Annotated in this window: 17 protein-coding genes; 13 read left to right on the forward strand and 4 right to left on the reverse strand. The window is 58.8% G+C overall.

The genetic code is table 11. From position 1 onward, the window contains the following. Positions 1-124: 124 nt before the first annotated feature. From ISP19_RS07895 to ISP19_RS21485, 12 genes are all read left to right on the forward strand, one after another. The gene (locus tag ISP19_RS07895; RefSeq protein WP_204680825.1) at positions 125-862 is read left to right on the forward strand and encodes an SDR family NAD(P)-dependent oxidoreductase; all 738 of its coding nucleotides are present in this window, start codon (positions 125-127) and stop codon (positions 860-862) included. 29 nt (positions 863-891) lie between these two features. Next, on the forward strand, positions 892-2031 hold the full coding sequence (locus tag ISP19_RS07900) for an NAD(P) transhydrogenase subunit alpha (RefSeq protein ID WP_204680826.1): 1140 nt from the start codon (positions 892-894) through the stop codon (positions 2029-2031). Between the two features lie 10 nt (positions 2032-2041). After that, the gene (locus ISP19_RS07905) at positions 2042-2353 is read left to right on the forward strand and encodes an NAD(P) transhydrogenase subunit alpha part 2 (protein ID WP_204680827.1); all 312 of its coding nucleotides are present in this window, start codon (positions 2042-2044) and stop codon (positions 2351-2353) included. After that, the gene (locus ISP19_RS07910; protein ID WP_204680828.1) at positions 2350-2505 is read left to right on the forward strand and encodes a hypothetical protein; all 156 of its coding nucleotides are present in this window, start codon (positions 2350-2352) and stop codon (positions 2503-2505) included. The genes ISP19_RS07905 and ISP19_RS07910 overlap by 4 nt, the downstream gene beginning before the upstream one ends. Further along, on the forward strand, positions 2502-3881 hold the full coding sequence (locus ISP19_RS07915; RefSeq protein WP_204680829.1) for an NAD(P)(+) transhydrogenase (Re/Si-specific) subunit beta: 1380 nt from the start codon (positions 2502-2504) through the stop codon (positions 3879-3881). Before ISP19_RS07910 ends, ISP19_RS07915 begins: the two co-directional genes overlap by 4 nt. A gap of 224 nt (positions 3882-4105) precedes the next feature. After that, positions 4106-4531: a hypothetical protein gene (locus ISP19_RS07920; RefSeq protein ID WP_204680830.1), complete on the forward strand. Its 426-nt coding sequence runs from the start codon at positions 4106-4108 to the stop codon at positions 4529-4531. A 226-nt stretch (positions 4532-4757) separates the two neighbouring features. After that, positions 4758-5027 (forward strand): XAC0095 family protein, encoded by a 270-nt coding sequence (locus ISP19_RS07925; protein WP_204680831.1) that lies wholly within the window; start codon positions 4758-4760, stop codon positions 5025-5027. Between the two features lie 15 nt (positions 5028-5042). Next, positions 5043-5279 (forward strand): XAC0095 family protein, encoded by a 237-nt coding sequence (locus ISP19_RS07930; RefSeq protein ID WP_204680832.1) that lies wholly within the window; start codon positions 5043-5045, stop codon positions 5277-5279. Between the two features lie 566 nt (positions 5280-5845). Further along, entirely contained in the window at positions 5846-6478 is a 633-nt protein-coding gene (locus tag ISP19_RS07935) for a glutathione S-transferase family protein (protein ID WP_204680833.1), read from the forward strand. Positions 6479-6644: 166 nt separating this feature from the next. Further along, positions 6645-7397, forward strand: a complete 753-nt coding sequence (locus ISP19_RS07940) for an SDR family NAD(P)-dependent oxidoreductase (RefSeq protein WP_379945961.1) — start codon at positions 6645-6647, stop codon at positions 7395-7397. Positions 7398-7668: 271 nt separating this feature from the next. After that, on the forward strand, positions 7669-8619 hold the full coding sequence (locus ISP19_RS07945; protein ID WP_204680835.1) for a TIGR03571 family LLM class oxidoreductase: 951 nt from the start codon (positions 7669-7671) through the stop codon (positions 8617-8619). A gap of 479 nt (positions 8620-9098) precedes the next feature. Further along, positions 9099-9785 carry an ankyrin repeat domain-containing protein gene (locus ISP19_RS21485; protein WP_204680836.1) on the forward strand — a complete coding sequence of 229 codons (687 nt, stop codon included), beginning with the start codon at positions 9099-9101 and terminating at the stop codon, positions 9783-9785. 161 nt (positions 9786-9946) lie between these two features. Here the strand turns inward: ISP19_RS21485 and ISP19_RS07955 are convergent, their stop codons facing one another. Beyond that, positions 9947-10108: an SDR family oxidoreductase gene (locus tag ISP19_RS07955; RefSeq protein ID WP_239556651.1), complete on the reverse strand. Its 162-nt coding sequence runs from the start codon at positions 10106-10108 to the stop codon at positions 9947-9949. Positions 10109-10265: 157 nt separating this feature from the next. Between ISP19_RS07955 and ISP19_RS07960 the strand changes: the two genes are divergently transcribed. Further along, on the forward strand, positions 10266-10955 hold the full coding sequence (locus tag ISP19_RS07960) for a transposase (RefSeq protein ID WP_204680837.1): 690 nt from the start codon (positions 10266-10268) through the stop codon (positions 10953-10955). An 89-nt stretch (positions 10956-11044) separates the two neighbouring features. On the opposite strand, the gene ISP19_RS07965 is transcribed toward ISP19_RS07960, so the two are convergent. The 3 genes from ISP19_RS07965 to ISP19_RS21270 form a co-directional block, all read right to left on the reverse strand. After that, on the reverse strand, positions 11045-11239 hold the full coding sequence (locus ISP19_RS07965) for a hypothetical protein (RefSeq protein ID WP_204680838.1): 195 nt from the start codon (positions 11237-11239) through the stop codon (positions 11045-11047). 93 nt (positions 11240-11332) lie between these two features. Next, the gene (locus tag ISP19_RS07970) at positions 11333-11797 is read right to left on the reverse strand and encodes a hypothetical protein (RefSeq protein WP_204680839.1); all 465 of its coding nucleotides are present in this window, start codon (positions 11795-11797) and stop codon (positions 11333-11335) included. 16 nt (positions 11798-11813) lie between these two features. Next, the gene (locus ISP19_RS21270; protein WP_284384870.1) at positions 11814-14945 is read right to left on the reverse strand and encodes an RHS repeat-associated core domain-containing protein; all 3132 of its coding nucleotides are present in this window, start codon (positions 14943-14945) and stop codon (positions 11814-11816) included. Positions 14946-15518 lie beyond the last annotated feature (573 nt).

Below are 15518 nucleotides of genomic sequence, written 5' to 3' on the forward strand. Positions count from 1 at the left end.
TCGCCTCACCTATCTGGTGGGTTTTCTGTGTGTATTTATCTTTGACCTCGGCTTAGTCATCCCGTCCGCGCAGCCAAAGTTCCATCGATACGCGGCACTTATCCCAATCCAAGCGAGGTTAATCATGAGCAAGAAATTATCCGGCAAAGTGGCAGTCGTCACCGGCGGCAGTGCCGGCATCGGTCTGGCCACGGCCAAGCGTTTCGTCGAAGAGGGCGCCAAGGTCTTCATCACCGGTCGTCGTCAAAACGAGCTCGACAAGGCGGTAGCCGAAATACATGGCGACGTCACCGCGATCCAGGGCGACACCTCCAACCTTGACGACATCCAGCGCATTTACGAAGTCGTCGACAACGAGGCTGGCCACATTGACGTGTTGTTCGTCAACGCCGGCTTCTACGAATTCGGCAAGTTCGGCGAGATCTCCGAAGATCACTTCGACCGGACCTTCAACACCAACGTCAAAGGTCTGCTGTTTACCGTGCAGGAAGCGCTTCCGCTGCTGAGCAAGGAAGCGTCCGTGATCCTCAACGGCTCCATCGCATCGCTCAAGGGCCTTCCCTCGTTCTCGGTGTATGCGGCGACCAAGGCAGCGGTACGTTCGTTCGCGCGCAGCTGGATTCTCGATCTCAAGGGCACCGGCATCCGCGTCAACGTGTTGAGCCCGGGTCACACGGAAACGCCAGGCCTGGCCAACCTGTGGCAGGAAGGGACGCGTGAGCGTGTCGTTCCCACCGTTCCGCTGGCACGCATGGGCCAACCCGAGGATCTGGCGAAGGCCGCCGTATTCCTCGCCTCGGATGAAAGCAGTTACGTGACTGGCGTCGAGCTGTTTGTCGACGGCGGCGCTGCGCAGTACTGACCGACACCCAACGACTTGGAGTGACTCCCATGAATGCAGTAGCAAATGAAAAGACCGCGCCGTCGCCGCCCGTCGTCATGGGTGTGCCGCGCGAGACCTTGCCCGGCGAACGGCGCGTTGCCCTGACCCCGGCTGATATCAAGCGCCTGGGACCGGCCTTCGACATCATCGTCGAGGCCGGCGCCGGGTCGCTCGCTGGATTTCCCGATAACGACTACGTCCAGGCCGGCGCGCGCATCGCGGATGTGAGCGTGTTGCAGCGAGAAGCGAGTGTCATCGTGAGCGTCCGCGCTCCCGAATGGATCGCCCATATCAAGGAAGGCGGCGTCCTGATTTCACTCGGCGCACGCGATTTGTCGCTGGCCAAGGCGCTGGCGGAAACGTCGGTCGTCCATCTTGGACTTGAGCGGCTCCCGCGCATCACCCGCGCGCAGAGCATGGATGTGCTGTCCTCGCAGGCCAGCATTGCCGGTTATGCGGCAGTACTGGAAGGCGCCCGCCACTTGCCGGTCATCCTGCCCATGCTCACCACCGCAGCGGGCGTCATCAAGCCGGCGAATGTGATGGCGTTGGGCGCCGGCGTGGCGGGCTTGCAGGCCCTGGCGACGGCGCGCCGAATGGGCGCTCTCACGCATGGCTTCGATGTGCGCGAGTCCGCTCGCGAACAAGTAGAGAGTGTCGGCGCGAGCTTTGTCGCGCCGAACGTCTCGCTGGCCTCGGCGGAAACCAGCGGCGGCTATGCGCGCGAGCAGAGTTCGGATGAGCAGGCGCAACTGCGTCGCGCGCTGGCCGAGCATTTGCGCACGATGGATCTGATCGTCACCACCGCGCAGATTCCAGGCCGCCCCGCGCCACTGCTGATCGATGACGAAACCTTTGCCGCCCTGGCGCCGGGAACCGTCATCGTCGACATGGCGGCCGAATCCGGTGGCAACACGTCACGCACGCGGCCGGATGTGGAGGTCTCGTTCGGCGGCGTCACCGTCCTGGGCCCCACGCAGTTGCCAAGTCATGCGGCGGGCGATGCAAGCCGCATGTACGGCGGAAATATCCGCCATCTGCTGGAACACCTTGGCACCAAGGACGGTGCGCTCAAGCTCGACCCCTCCGATGCGATTACCTCAGCCCTGCTTGGTCTTCCGAAGCCAAGCGAAGTCACGACTGCTTAAGGAGACCACCATGTCCACCATGACCATCATCCAGATGTACGTGTTTGTACTCGCGGCGTTCACCGGGTTCCTGACCATCAGCCGCATCCCCCCACTGCTGCACACGCCGTTGATGGCAGCGACCAACGCCGTATCGGGCATTTCGCTGGTCGCCTCGCTGATCCTCGCCGGCGCGAAAGTTGGCGTACTGCCGACCGTGCTTGGCACGATCGCCGTGGCCTGTGCCATGACCAATGTCGTCGGTGGCTTCCTGATCACCGATCGCATGCTGGCGATGTTCAAACACGACACGAAGGGCGCTTCGCGCGCGAACAAGTCATGAACTACGTCATCGATATCACATACGCGGCCGCAGCCGGCTGGCTCTTCGTGGTCGGGGGCATCCTGATCAACATGCTGGCGGGCCTCAAACGAGTCACCACCTCGTCAATCACTTCCAACCCGGAGGGCGCCGAAGGCGCAAACAAGTCATGAACAGTCTGATCGAAACTGCTTATCTCGCTGCGTCGGTGATGTTCATCTTCGCCCTGCGCAGCCTCGGCCGCCCCGAAACCGCCCGGCGCGGCATGCATCTCGCCGCGGCAGGCATGGCGATCGCCATCGTTGCAACGCTGCTGCAGCAACGCATCGTTTCCTATGAATGGATCGCCGTGGGTTCGGCGATTGGAGCCATCGCCGGCTACCCGCTTGGCATGTGGGTGCCGATGACGGCGATGCCGCAACGCATTGCACTCAGCCATGCTTTCGGCGCCATGGCGGCAACCCTGGTAGGTGTCGGCGAGTATTGGCACAGCCTGCACACGGGCACGCTGCAGACCTTTCAAGTCGGCGCGCTGGGATTTGAAGTGCTGCTCGGCTCGCTGACCGTCACCGGAAGCCTGATGGCCTTCGGCAAATTGCAGGAAGTGCTGCCCGGACGCCCGATCACCTTTCGCGGGCAGAACGTGATGAACCTGAGCATTCTCGCCGCCGGTTTTGCAGCGCTGGTCTGGGTGATCGTGGCACCGACCGCCGAGAGTGCGTTCTTCGGTATGGTCGGCATCGGACTGGCCGTGGGCATCCTGATGGTGCTGCCGATCGGCGGTGCCGACATGCCGGTGGTGGTGTCCCTGCTCAACTCCTATGCGGGCCTGGCTTCCTGTGCCACGGGTTTCGCTACCGACAACAACATCCTCATCATCGTGGGTGCGTTGGACGGTGCCAGTGGCCTGATCCTGTCCATCATCATGAGCAAGGCGATGAACCGTTCGTTCGCCAATGTGCTGTTCGGCGCCTTTGGCTCGACACCGGAAGCCAGTGCTCAGTCGGCGGCGGGCGGTGAAATGTCCGCGGTGGCGCCGGATGATGCCGCGCTGCGCCTGGCGTTCGCCAAGCAGGTGGTGGTGGTTCCGGGCTATGGCCTGGCTGTCGCACAAGCCCAGCATCAGGCACGCGAATTGGGCGAGGAAATCGAGAAGCGCGGTGGTGAGGTGCGTTATGCGATTCACCCGGTCGCGGGCCGCATGCCTGGGCACATGAATGTGTTGCTGGCGGAAGCGGGCGTTCCCTACAACAAGCTCATCGAGATGGACGATATCAACGAGAAGTTCCCGGAAACCGATGTGGCCTTGGTGGTGGGCGCCAACGATGTGGTCAATCCGGCGGCACGTACCAACCCGGCTTCGCCCATCTACGGCATGCCGATCCTGAAGGTAAGCGATGCGAAGAGCACCATTGTGCTCAAGCGCGGACGCGGAACCGGCTTCTCCGGTGTGGAAAACGATTTGTTCTTCGCACCCAAGACGTCGATGTTGTTTGGTGATGCGAAGCAGTCGCTGACCAATCTGGTCACGGAAGTGAAAGCAGCCTGAGCGGCGTGATGGATCAGAGTGCTAGTCATTCCCGCGCAAGCGGGAATGACTGTTTGGAAAACGTGGAGAGGCATCAAGCGCAGGTGCGATGTCGAACAGCCATCGATGTCAGCGCGTGGTGTTACACGTACAGCAAGTATCATCAAAACCCTACATGACACCTGCAGCTGCACTTCGATAAAGTGGTGGGGTCATCAACGCACTTCGTGAAGTAGGAAGCGTTGATGACCCAGGCAGCAATGCTTGAAGGCGCGGATCGTGAGAGCTACCAACTCCCACGACCCGCTAAACCAAAACCAACAGAGAGAGTGTTGATAATGGCCTCCATTAATCATACGGCACGCGCGCACGCTTCGGTTCGCAACGAGCCTCGTACTAATTCCACCCGATCGATCGACGGCACGCTCTATCCGCTGAGTTTGGCGCGGGAACGGCGGCTGACCCACGTCCAGCGACTGGCCGGCACGGCCCTCGCCGCGACGGTGATCCAAGGGATGCTGCACACGCATCGTGCCTTCCAGAAAAACCATCAAAACGACGAAAAAAGCGGCCTTCTGCCGCTCGATCCGGCCCAGCTCAACGGCCTCAACGCCGCCCTCTACTTCCTGCGTCACTACGTCGACACGCTCCGCTCTGAGCAGGGTGGATAACCCGCGCGTGTCCGTATGACGGCCCTTTGCGGCACGCTGCCCCCACGGGGCGTGCCGCCTTTTTCAGAAATATTCGAAGATCGATGCCCATCGATGCTTCGCCATCGCGGCGGCCGTCGTTCATCCCACTACTGAAGCCAGCGATGGCGAATACATCGTGGCCGCGTCCAGGCGCCTGCGCGTTGGGGCCGCTGTCCGGGACTTCATCACTTGCAAGAGAGATCGCATGCCAACAAAACACACCTCGCCGTACACCAGCGAGCCGAACTACTGTCTCCCCGAATCCGCCATGGCCGAGCTGGGCCGGATTCGCCACGAATTGGACATGCTCGCCGAACTCATCCTGTGCGCCTGCTCATGCGATGAAAGCATGCACATGACCTCGTTGGCGTTTTCGCAGTACTTCCTGGAGATGTCCGTGGGCATCGCCGAAGCCATGGATGCGTGCGGCGTATCGGCCGATCACGTGGATCCGGTGAGCCGATCGCGTCATTAACAATGGAGTGATGCCATGAATCAAGCAAAGCGGGCGGGTTTGCCGGGCCCCGGCTATCTGCTGACGAGAGAAGGTCGTCGCCAGCTGGAAATGTTGCGCGATCAGTTTTACCTGATGGCCGAAATCGCCTTTGTCACCACGCAAAGCGAAAACGACGAGCCCTTGCAGATCACCCGCTCATTGCTCGGCATGTGTTACGAAAACCACGCCAGGCAGTTGCACGAGATCCTCGACGCCATCAAACCCACTTGATGTTTATCGCTTCGACCAAATTCCGTTGGGTTACGCTTCGCTAACCCAACCTACACCAGTCGCATGTGTTACCCATGTCTCCAAACGGTGTGTGATGCGTAGGTTGGGTTAGCTCCGCGTAACCCAACGATGTTTATCGCTTCGACCGAATTCCGTTGGGTTACGCTCCGCTAACCCAACCTACGCCAGTCGCATGTGTTACCCATGTCTCCGAACAGTGTGTGGTGCGTAGGTTGGGTTAGCCCCGCGTAACCCAACGATGTTCATCGCTCCGGCCGAATGCCGTTGGGTTACGCTTCGCTAACCCAACCTACACCGGTCGCATGTGTTACCCATGTCTCCGAACGGTGTGTGGTGCGTAGGTTGGGTTAGCCCCGCGTAACCCAACGATTCAACCTCAAAAACACAGGGATACCCCAATCCCGAACCCTGCCATTTTCCCCCGTCGGCCAGCACACCCATTCCACCCGGGAATGAATGTTATCCCCGCCCTCAATCTGCCGCCGCCGCAATCGGTTTGGCACAGTGACGCGCGCCGGGATGTCCGGTATCGACGATAAAAACCCATGCTCAATCTCTACACATTCGCGACACCCAACTCCATCAAGCCGGTGATCGCGCTGGAGGAACTCGGTGTTCCCTATCAGTTGAATTCGGTCAATGTGCGCGTCGGCGAGCAAAAGAAACCCGAGTTCCTGTCGTTGAACGCCAACGGCAAGGTCCCGGTGCTGGTCGACGATTCGATGCCGGGTGGCGATTTTGTTCTATCGGAGTCCGCGGCGATCTTGGTACATCTGGCGGAGCGTCACGGAAAGCTCCTGCCCGCCAACGGCCCGTTCCGTGCGCGCGTGTTCGAGCAATTGTTCTTCCACGCGTCGGGTCTGGGCCCGGCCTTTGGACAATCCGGATTCTTTCAAAAAACTGCGCAGGAGGTGCTTCCCCTGGCGATCAAGCGCTTTCATGACGAAGCCCTGCGTACCGCCAGGCTGTTAAACGACATCCTGCTGCGCAACGAATACGCCGCAGGCCCGGAGTACACGATCGCCGATATCGCGCATTTCGGATGGCTGTGGCGGCGTGCCTTTGCCAACGTCGAACTGGAAGACATGCCCGGGCTCGCACGCTGGTACGCGCAGATGCTGCAACGCCCGGCGGTGGCGCGTTCGATCAGCATCGTCGAGGCACTCATTCCTGCATAACGCTTTGCCCTGATACGCCGAGCGAGGCGATGCCAGCAGCTGGCATGCCGGCAAAGAATAAAGCCTATGCTGCCGTGCCCACTTCTTGGCGCAGCAGCGCGGAACCACACTTGGTCACAGCTGCAGCAATCGCGTCGCAGCACATTCCAACTACTTTGAGGATCACATCATGTCCAAGCTAAATGGCAAGGTTGCAGTCATCACCGGCGGCAGCAGCGGTATCGGTCTGGAGACGGCGAAGCTGTTCGTCGAGGAGGGCGCCCATGTATTCATCACCGGACGCCGCCAGTCCGAACTCGACAAGGCCAAGGCCTACATCGGCAAGAACGTCACCACGGTGCAGGGCGACGTGGCATCCCTGGAAGATCTGGACCGCCTGTACAAGACCGTCAAGGACACCAAGGGCCAGGTCGACATCGTGTTCGCCAATGCCGGCTTCGTCGAACACCAGACCATCGACGTCGTCACGCCGGAACACTTCGACAAGACCTTCAACATCAACGTGCGCGGTCTGCTCTTCTCGGTGCAGAAGGCGTTGCCGCTGATGAAGAGCGGCGGGGCGATCGTCCTGAACTCGTCCATCGTGTCGGTGAAGGGTCTTGCCGCACACGGCGTCTACGGTGCCGCCAAGGCTGCCGTCCGCTCGTTTGCGCGTACGTGGACGACTGAGTTGAAGGATCGCGGCATCCGCGTCAACGTCCTGAGCCCCGGCGCTACCGATACGCCGATCATCGACGGTCAGTTCACCTCCAAGGAGCAGTCCGACTCGGCGAAGGATGCGTTTGCCGCCGCTACCCCGATGGGCCGCATTGGCCGTCCGGAAGAGCTGGCGAAGGCTGCGCTGTTCCTGGCTTCGGACGACAGCAGCTACATCACCGGCATCGACCTGCAGGTCGACGGCGGCCTCGTCCAGGTTTGATCGGGCGATAGCAAGCCGGGGCCATCTGCACGGCGCGGTTGTGCAGATGGCCCAACGGGTTCCACCACGCAAACATACACAGGCGCAGCAAGATCCTTTTAACGGCTTGACTTCGCTTGGCGCGCAAAATCAACCGTTGACGCACCGACCATCGTCGTCATGGATGAAGGGCAGGGCGATCGGCAACCATTTGCCGGTTCGCCGCATGCCGGCGGAACGGGCCGCTTAAGCGTGATGCTGGCGAAACCGGCAGCGAAGACCTGAGGTCGTCATGACAGTGTTCAATGCGGGCTATCACCGGGTGTTTCTCAACGAAGGCATCAGCCTCGGCATCATGACGCCCATTGCACGCGCACTCGACGCACCCGCCGACATGCAACAGGAACACGCATTGGCGGCACGCGCCGATCGTCTGGGCTTCGCCGCACTCTGGACCCGGGACGTGCCGCTGATCTTGCCGCAAGGTAGCGACAACGAAGCCGCCGTGCTGGACGATCCGTTTGTCTGGCTCAGCGGTTTGGCCGCCGCAACCAAGACGATTGCCCTGGGCACGGCAGCGCTGGTGCTTCCAGTCCGACATCCACTCCACGTCGCCAAACTTGCGCTGTCGATGGATCGACTGAGTGGCGGCCGTTTCTTGCTGGGCATGGGCTCGGGCGATCGACCGGCAGAATTTGCCGCGTTCGGCGTCGATGTCGAGGAACGCGGACGACAGTTCCGCGAGGCCTGGCCTATCGTGCGCGCCGCCTTGATGACCAAGGCCGCCGACCGCGAACCGTTGTTGCAGGCGACAGCTGGCGTAGATGTACTCGCACCACCGCCGGCGCGCATACCCATGCTGGTGGTGGGGACGAGTCGCCAGACCTTGCAATGGATCGCCTCCCACTCGGAAGCATGGGCCACCTATCACCGCGAAGAAGATCGCCAGGAAGGACGCATCAACCTATGGAAAGCCGCGCTGCGGACCGCGTCGCCCGGTGAATACAAGCCCTTCGTGCAATCGCTGCAATTGGTTCTGCTCAAAGATCCCGATGCGGTTCCGGAGCCGATTGAGCTGGGCATGCGCACGGGGCGGCACGGATTGCTTGCGTATCTGCAACGCCTCGCCAGCATGGGCGTCAGGCATACGATCCTCAACCTGTCGCGGGGCGATAGGCCCATGGCGGAGGTCATCGATGAAATTGGTGAACACGTGTTGCCGGTGTTGAATGCCAGCGCCTGACGCCACGCGAATGCGTCTATGGCGTTAGTGCCACTGCTAACTATACGGCTGCTCAATTACGACTAGGCCCTGCGGGGTCAGCTGCGCCGAAACCAAACAACACAGCATTGGCGATCCCGATTCGGGCAGACAATCCGATCGACATTAGTTATGGGTCGCCAGTTGCATCTGCCAGCGAATTTGGCGATGTGGGAGGTTTTGCCGAATTTCCGAACCTCACATTTGGGCTCGACGTAGTGCTAGATTCTTTAAGCCAATACACTCTCGCCTACTATTCGGTATCACAATTAATCAAACTTGGTCGTCCAACAGCTCTGCAGCTCTGTCAAACACACTCTTCGGCCTCGATATGTCTTCGCGACAGCTTCGGCTACAAAATTAGTAGATCTAACAACAGCTCAAGATTTACAAATAATAGCCGCATTTGCATGGCAGGAAGGTTTTAAACCAACAGGGTGCTAATCCATGGGAGGTGCTACGTGAATACGGACGTAAAGAGATTTTGGACAGCGCTTGCTGGCGTTGCCTGCGCGGCGATGTATCTCAACGCTTCCGCCGCCTCCTGCCTGCAGGGCAAGGATGAAGTGCAACACTACATGAGTTACTTCAAGAGCCATCTACAAGCGAGCAACCCTGTTGAAACCAATAATGAACTTCTTTTAGCTCAAGAAATCTTGTCTGGGCGCACAGCGGACGTAAAGGAGGTCATGAGTAAAGGAGTTCTAAATCCCAATACCACTTTTTATTTAGGGTCAGATAAGAAGATGTCGCTGCTGGGCCTTGCGCTTGTGGGCTGCCAAAGCGACATCGCAAAAGCCTTGGTTAATGAAGGTGCTGACGTTAATGGCTCCCCAGATTTCCGTCCGCTCGCTATCGCTGCCGGAAACGGAAACTCCATCATGGCTACTTTTCTCCTGCAACATGGTGCGCTCATAGACGCTGTTGACTCGTTGGGACGCACACCTTTGGAAGTAGCAGTGCGTCAACGTCAACTTTCAACCGTGAAATTACTCATCTCTCAAGATCCCCAACTGAATCGTAAATTGGTTGGAGGGCACACACTTCTCGATTTGGTCGCACCTTCGGAAGACCCCGGCGATCTGGCCATTGCTAACGAGCTCCGGGCCCATGGTGTGAAGAGCGGCAACCAAGCGAATACCAATTGAACAAAAAAGGCGATCCATCAACACAGTTCGGCATGGCGACGACTGTCTTGGGGCATGTGCGACTAAATGGCAACAACCAAATAAAAACCCCCTGAACGTTCAGGGGGGTATGGATCCAACGCCGTTGCATGAGGGCGAGCATGACGCTCGCCCCATAGTCATCAGTGACCGGCGCTCTGGCCACCGTCAACGTGCAGGATCTCGCCGGTGACGAAGCCGGCGGATTCCAGGAACAGCACGGCTTCAACGATGTCGCTCATCTCGCCCATGCGACCGACTGGATGCAGGCCGGCCAGCGCACCGTGGGTTTCCGGCGCATGCATCGGGCTCTTGATGATGCCCGAAACCTCAGGGTCAGAACACTTTTCCTGAAACCTCAGGGTCAGAACACTTTTCCTACAAGCAGTCACGGTGTCCGCCGCCTTACGCCCCACAACGGAACCGGTAAAGCTGCCTCATTCCCCTATCGGCACCCCCATCATGCCACGCCAACCTCGTCTTGATCTGGCAGGCCTCCCGCAACACGTGGTTCAACGTGGAAACAACCGGCATCCTTGTTTTCTTCGCGAACAGGATTATCGCTGCTATCTACAGCTTTTGCGCGAAGCCGCTAAACAAGAAAGCTGCCTAATCCATGCCTATGTATTGATGACCAACCACGTGCATCTACTCATCACTCCGACAGCCAAGAGTGCGCTATCTCGATGCATGCAAGCGCTAGGACGACGATACGTTACCTACTTCAATAGAACCTACCACCGTACCGGCACATTATGGGAAGGTCGATACAAGGCTGGGCTGGTCGATAACCAGACGTATCTACTGACATGCCACCGATATATCGAGTTGAACCCAGTGAGAGCCGCCATGGTTGCCAGTCCAGAGGATTACCCATGGAGCAGCTTCCACGCTAACGCTTTGGGCGCGAGCGACCCATTGATACATCCCCACAGCGAATACCTGGCTCTCGACGCCGACGCCACGCAAAGGCTGGAAGCCTATCGAGAGTTATTCAAAACCGCTCTCAGCGATGACCAACTACTTGATATCCGCTCACACCTTCAACAACAGCGAGCATTGGGAACCCACCGTTTTCAAGCTGCTATTGAGGCCGAGCTGGGGCGCGTTGCGAAAATCCGCCCTCGCGGCCGTCCTAGAAAAGTGTTCTGACCCCTTTGTTGCGACAGGATGGTCAGCGTCCGCAACATGCAGCGGACGCTGGCCCCGGTTTCGGCAGCCAGCGCCGCGATGGAGGCCAGCTAGGTCGCGGCGATCGTGCGGAGCAAGGTGCGGTTTTCATCACTTAGCACGCCGGCCGCCGCCTTCATCGACGTGAACCAGATTTTGGGGTCGCTTGCCTTGGGCCTATAGTCACTACGTGCAATCGCCAGCACACGTTCGCGCAGCTTGGCTTGCGGCATCACGCCGATCGCGATGGTTTTCGAGGCTCTCATGAGCGTATCGCCTCACTTCATCATGGCTTGCCAAACACAAAACGGAACCTGAAACCGTTATCTGTCACGCCCCTTAAACGCGTTGTCATCGCCTCAATCTTTGTTCGATTTCGGTGACCCGCGGTGAACCTCATAGGAGACATCACCTTTCTTCAATATAAGCGATGGCGCCTCTCCACCCCTTGACGCAAACTCGATCGCTTTTTCCCACACCTCGACAATTGCGGCATCACAAGGATCTCCATTCAACACTGACATCTTTTTTATCAGACTACCAACATCCCTTTGATTGGCCTGATACATCTGATTCAAGAAGTTAGACATCGCTGCGTAAGCCTGTTGTTCCGTTAATGTGCCTTGACCTACATCGATGCCATTAGCAGAACGCTTAACCGACTCTTCCCAATCTTCTAAAAGAGCCTCGTCAGCAGGAATGCCATCAATTAACGACATACTTCCAAGCAAAGGCCCAAGCTCTTTCCAGCCAAACTTGCTGTGCATCATGTCTAAAAAATAGAACATCGCTGCGTAAGCATGCTTATTTGTCATGTTGTACATAAGTCACCCAAAAATTTTATGGCCTCACGAGACCACGCCCAGGAACGAAATTCCACGGAACTTGATTTACACCACCATTTTGGATGGTGCCATTTTGCGTAGTAGTCCACGCCTGCGTTCCGTCAGGTAGCGTCTGTGCACTCCACGTATTGCCATTGCCGTCTGTGCCGAGTTCGTAATCAGGATTGTTCGCCGTCTCCAAGAGAAGCTGTTGATTGTCCAGTGTATTAGGAATATGCCCACCACTATCCCGAAAAATATGGCCCAACTGGGAAGGATCAGAGGGCAACTCATTCCTATAGCACTGTCCTTGCTTCGCCTCTTGTTGCTCCGTCGAATCAGGCGGACTCATGGCCTCATTCGCACCAAGCTGCCTTGGAAAAACGGTCTCCATCCCTTCCTCCCCCTCTTCACCCGGAGGAGGAAACAGACCCATTGGATCATTATGCAAAAGTGGATTGTTCAGGCCGTAGATGTACAGACCGATACCACCCAACTGACCGATCGGATCGGGCTGATCGTAGCCGCCACGACCGGCGTCGTAGTAGCGATTGAGGTTGTAAAACTGCCCCGTCTCCGCATCGAAGTACTGCCCGGGGAAACCCAGGTTGTACACATAACCGTTGGACGTCGGCGCAACCTCGTTCCACGGATTGCCCTGGTATGGACGCTGCCAGATGGTGTTGCCATTGACGTCAGCGATGGCTCTGGCCGTGCCGAGTTGATCCGCCGTCACGTAGCTAATCGTGCTTACGCCATTCACCGTATCGATATTGGCCACCGGGATGCCACCCATCCAGATGTAGTCACGGTTCGTCGCACCATATTCACCGAGCAATTGACCGGCTTCGTTGTAGTCGTAGCGTTCCATCGCCGCGCCGGTGACCTTCTGGATACGCTCCCCGAGGGCGTCGTAAAGGTACGTAGCGATCGTGCTGCCACCTAACTGCGCGACGGTCATGCGGTTACGGTCGTTGTAGCCGAAGCCGTAAGTGCTACCGGCCTGGGTCATCGCCGTGGTGTTGCCGTCGGCGTCCACGCTGAAAGCGTTGTTGCCGACGGCATTGAGTTGGTGCGTGTTCGCGTTGTACGTGTACGTACCCGCATCCAAGCCGGAGCCCGTCTTCGTCAGGCGGTCGCCCGTGGGGTTGTACGTGACGCTTTCGAGGACTGAACCGTTGGCTTCGGTGACGCTCAGCAAGCGGTACAGCGGATCGTACGCATAGGTTTCAATTGCCGGGTTCGCACCGGGCGCACTGCCGATCGCCGTGATGTCGCCCATCGCATCACGGGCAACGTGCAGATTGAATACTGGGCTTGTGAGGTCCGTGAGCCGGTAGTTCGCATCGTAACTTCGAACGATGACCTGCCCATTGCCCAGCGTGTAGCCGCTCACCGGCCCGAAGGGCTGGTAGGTGAAGGTACTGGCGACGGTACTCGCGGTGCCGCCCGCTGGCGTCGCGCTGATGCTTTGGATGCGCCCGTCGCCGTCGCGGGTGTAGCTGACCATCGAGCCATCGGCATACACGACACCGCTGAGTCGTCCTGCTGTGGTGTAGCTGTATCCGCGCGTGTCGGTGGCCGTCGCCGTAATGGTCTGCCTTTGGATCACCCGGCCGAAGGCGTCGTGGCAAAACACCGTGGTGACGCTGTTTTCGACGATGCGGGTCAGCCGTCCGATCGGATCGCTGGTGCTGCACCCCGTGATGCTGTTGCCCTCGTCGTAGGTGTAGGTGATGTTCTGCGTGCTATCCGGATAGCTGGTGCTGGTGAGACGGTTTTGGGCATCGTACGTGTTCGTCGCGGTGATGCCCTTGGCATCGGTGCGAGTCAGCACATTGCCGGCCGCATCAAAGGTGCGACTGGTCGCATCGGTATCCGGGCTGCTCTGACCGGTAGCGTCTGACAGGCCATCGTATTGATACGTCGTGCTGAGATTGCTCGGATCGGTGACCTGCGTCAGGCGATCCAGACTGTCGTATTGATACCCGGTCGTGGTGTTCTGCGTGGCCGGATCGGAGCCGTTGTAGTTGTCGATGGTCTGCACCAGGCGGTTCAACGCGTCATAACCCAGCTGGCGCTGGATGCCCAAGCCATCGCTACTCTGGATCAGGTTACCGTTGGCGTCGTAGCTGCCAGTGGCGCTGGCGTTGAAGACGGTGTTGCTGAGGCCGTCGACCACGGTGGTGAGCTGGCCCAGGGTGTTGAAGGTGCGGGCGAGGCTTTTGTGCAGGGTGCCGCTTGAGTCGTAGATCTGTTCGGCGGTTTTATCGCCAGCGGCATCGAGGGTGTACTGGATATAGTTGCCCAGCGCATCGGTGATGCTGATCAGGCGGTGAGCCGTGTCGTAGCCGTAGGTGGTGGTGACGCCATCCGGGTCGGTGATGGTTTGCACGGCACCGTAGGCGGTGTAGGTGAAGCTGGTTTGTGCACCGCCGACCGTGCGCGTGGCCAGCCAGCCGCGCGGGGTGTAGGTCAGGTCGGTGTTGACGCCGTTGGCGTCGGTGATGCGTGTGGGACGGCCATCGGCGTCGTAGGAGGCGATGGTGGTGACGTGGCCGAGGGCGTCGGTGATCTGGTAGAGATCGCCGGGCTGGTAGCAGGCCGCGCCGGGCGTGCCGCAGTTGGTGGTACTGCTGCTGGTGTAGTAGCTGTAGCTCGTCGTCTGGGTGAGGTCAGTGCGTGGGCCGGTGGCGGTGAGCATCAGGCCGACCAACGGGCAGCCGGTGCCGACGGTGGTGCAGTAGGTGTAGGTCGAGCGGCGTACGCCGGCGGGAACGGTGCCGGTGTTGCTACAGCTATAACCGCTATCAGCACCGTTGGTCGGGTCGATGTCGCAGCGGGCCAGGACTTGGCCGAGGGTGTTGTAGACCCATTGGGTGGAACTGATGAGGGTGCCGCTGGCGTTGCTGACGGTGCGGGTCAACGGGACGCGCAGGGTGGTGTTCCAGGTGAGGTTGGTGGTGCGTTGGCTGGTCGAACCTTGCGCGTCGATCTGCTGGGTCAGAAGGCCAATGCTGTTGTAGGTGGGGGTCGTGACATTACCGTTGAAGTCTGTATAAGAAGATGGGTAGCCGTTCGAATCATACTTGCGGCTTGCCCATGGCTGATTGCACTCATTTCCACAGGATTGACTGATGGTGCCCACCCGAGCAACCCCCGGTCCTGCAGTCACAATCCCCATGGAGACCGTGGCACCTAACGGATACTGTACGGTCGACGATGCGCTGTTGTTGCTAGCATTTGTACCGTAGGGGTAGCTAATGCTTGTCGTGCCAATATTTCCGGCGAAGCTTGATGACGTAGCCAAGCCAGCACTGTTGTACGTCGTGCTTTCATAACGGCCCCCCGCTTCGTCGATGATCCCAGTCATCGCGTTTGGAAGACTAGCTCCACCTGTCAACGCTGATTCGTTATATACGTACTGGCGCGTGTTTCCGTCAGGATACTGCACAGATAATAGGTTGCCATTGCTATCGTACGCGTAAAGTAGTATGCCACCGTCCGGGAGTGTGACCTGACTTAACTGACCAGCGCTGTTGTAGTTGAAGTTTAGTTCTCGCCCATTGGGATCGGTCACTGTCAGCAGGAGTCCTGGACTCGAAGCGATGGTTGCTGGCGTGGATGTGGTGCTATAAGTCAGTGTGATGCCTTGGCCAGTGTCATCGGCAACCGAAAGCAGAAGACCGCTGGAGGCATCATAGGTTTCGAACTGATGAAG

Origin of the sequence: Dyella flava (assembly GCF_016904955.1) — a bacterium.
Taxonomy (GTDB): Bacteria; Pseudomonadota; Gammaproteobacteria; order Xanthomonadales; family Rhodanobacteraceae; genus Dyella_B; species Dyella_B flava.

What these genes read in the sequence shown, in the direction of transcription:
- ISP19_RS07895 (WP_204680825.1), top strand. Translation starts at nt 125, where the DNA reads ATGAGCAAGAAATTATCCGGCAAAGTGGCAGTCGTCACCGGCGGCAGT.
- ISP19_RS07900 (WP_204680826.1), top strand. Translation starts at nt 892, where the DNA reads ATGAATGCAGTAGCAAATGAAAAGACCGCGCCGTCGCCGCCCGTCGTC.
- ISP19_RS07905 (WP_204680827.1), top strand. Translation starts at nt 2,042, where the DNA reads ATGTCCACCATGACCATCATCCAGATGTACGTGTTTGTACTCGCGGCG.
- ISP19_RS07910 (WP_204680828.1), top strand. Translation starts at nt 2,350, where the DNA reads ATGAACTACGTCATCGATATCACATACGCGGCCGCAGCCGGCTGGCTC.
- ISP19_RS07915 (WP_204680829.1), top strand. Translation starts at nt 2,502, where the DNA reads ATGAACAGTCTGATCGAAACTGCTTATCTCGCTGCGTCGGTGATGTTC.
- ISP19_RS07920 (WP_204680830.1), top strand. Translation starts at nt 4,106, where the DNA reads ATGACCCAGGCAGCAATGCTTGAAGGCGCGGATCGTGAGAGCTACCAA.
- ISP19_RS07925 (WP_204680831.1), top strand. Translation starts at nt 4,758, where the DNA reads ATGCCAACAAAACACACCTCGCCGTACACCAGCGAGCCGAACTACTGT.
- ISP19_RS07930 (WP_204680832.1), top strand. Translation starts at nt 5,043, where the DNA reads ATGAATCAAGCAAAGCGGGCGGGTTTGCCGGGCCCCGGCTATCTGCTG.
- ISP19_RS07935 (WP_204680833.1), top strand. Translation starts at nt 5,846, where the DNA reads ATGCTCAATCTCTACACATTCGCGACACCCAACTCCATCAAGCCGGTG.
- ISP19_RS07945 (WP_204680835.1), top strand. Translation starts at nt 7,669, where the DNA reads ATGACAGTGTTCAATGCGGGCTATCACCGGGTGTTTCTCAACGAAGGC.
- ISP19_RS07955 (WP_239556651.1), bottom strand. Translation starts at nt 10,108, where the DNA reads ATGCATGCGCCGGAAACCCACGGTGCGCTGGCCGGCCTGCATCCAGTC.
- ISP19_RS07960 (WP_204680837.1), top strand. Translation starts at nt 10,266, where the DNA reads ATGCCACGCCAACCTCGTCTTGATCTGGCAGGCCTCCCGCAACACGTG.
- ISP19_RS07965 (WP_204680838.1), bottom strand. Translation starts at nt 11,239, where the DNA reads ATGAGAGCCTCGAAAACCATCGCGATCGGCGTGATGCCGCAAGCCAAG.
- ISP19_RS07970 (WP_204680839.1), bottom strand. Translation starts at nt 11,797, where the DNA reads ATGTACAACATGACAAATAAGCATGCTTACGCAGCGATGTTCTATTTT.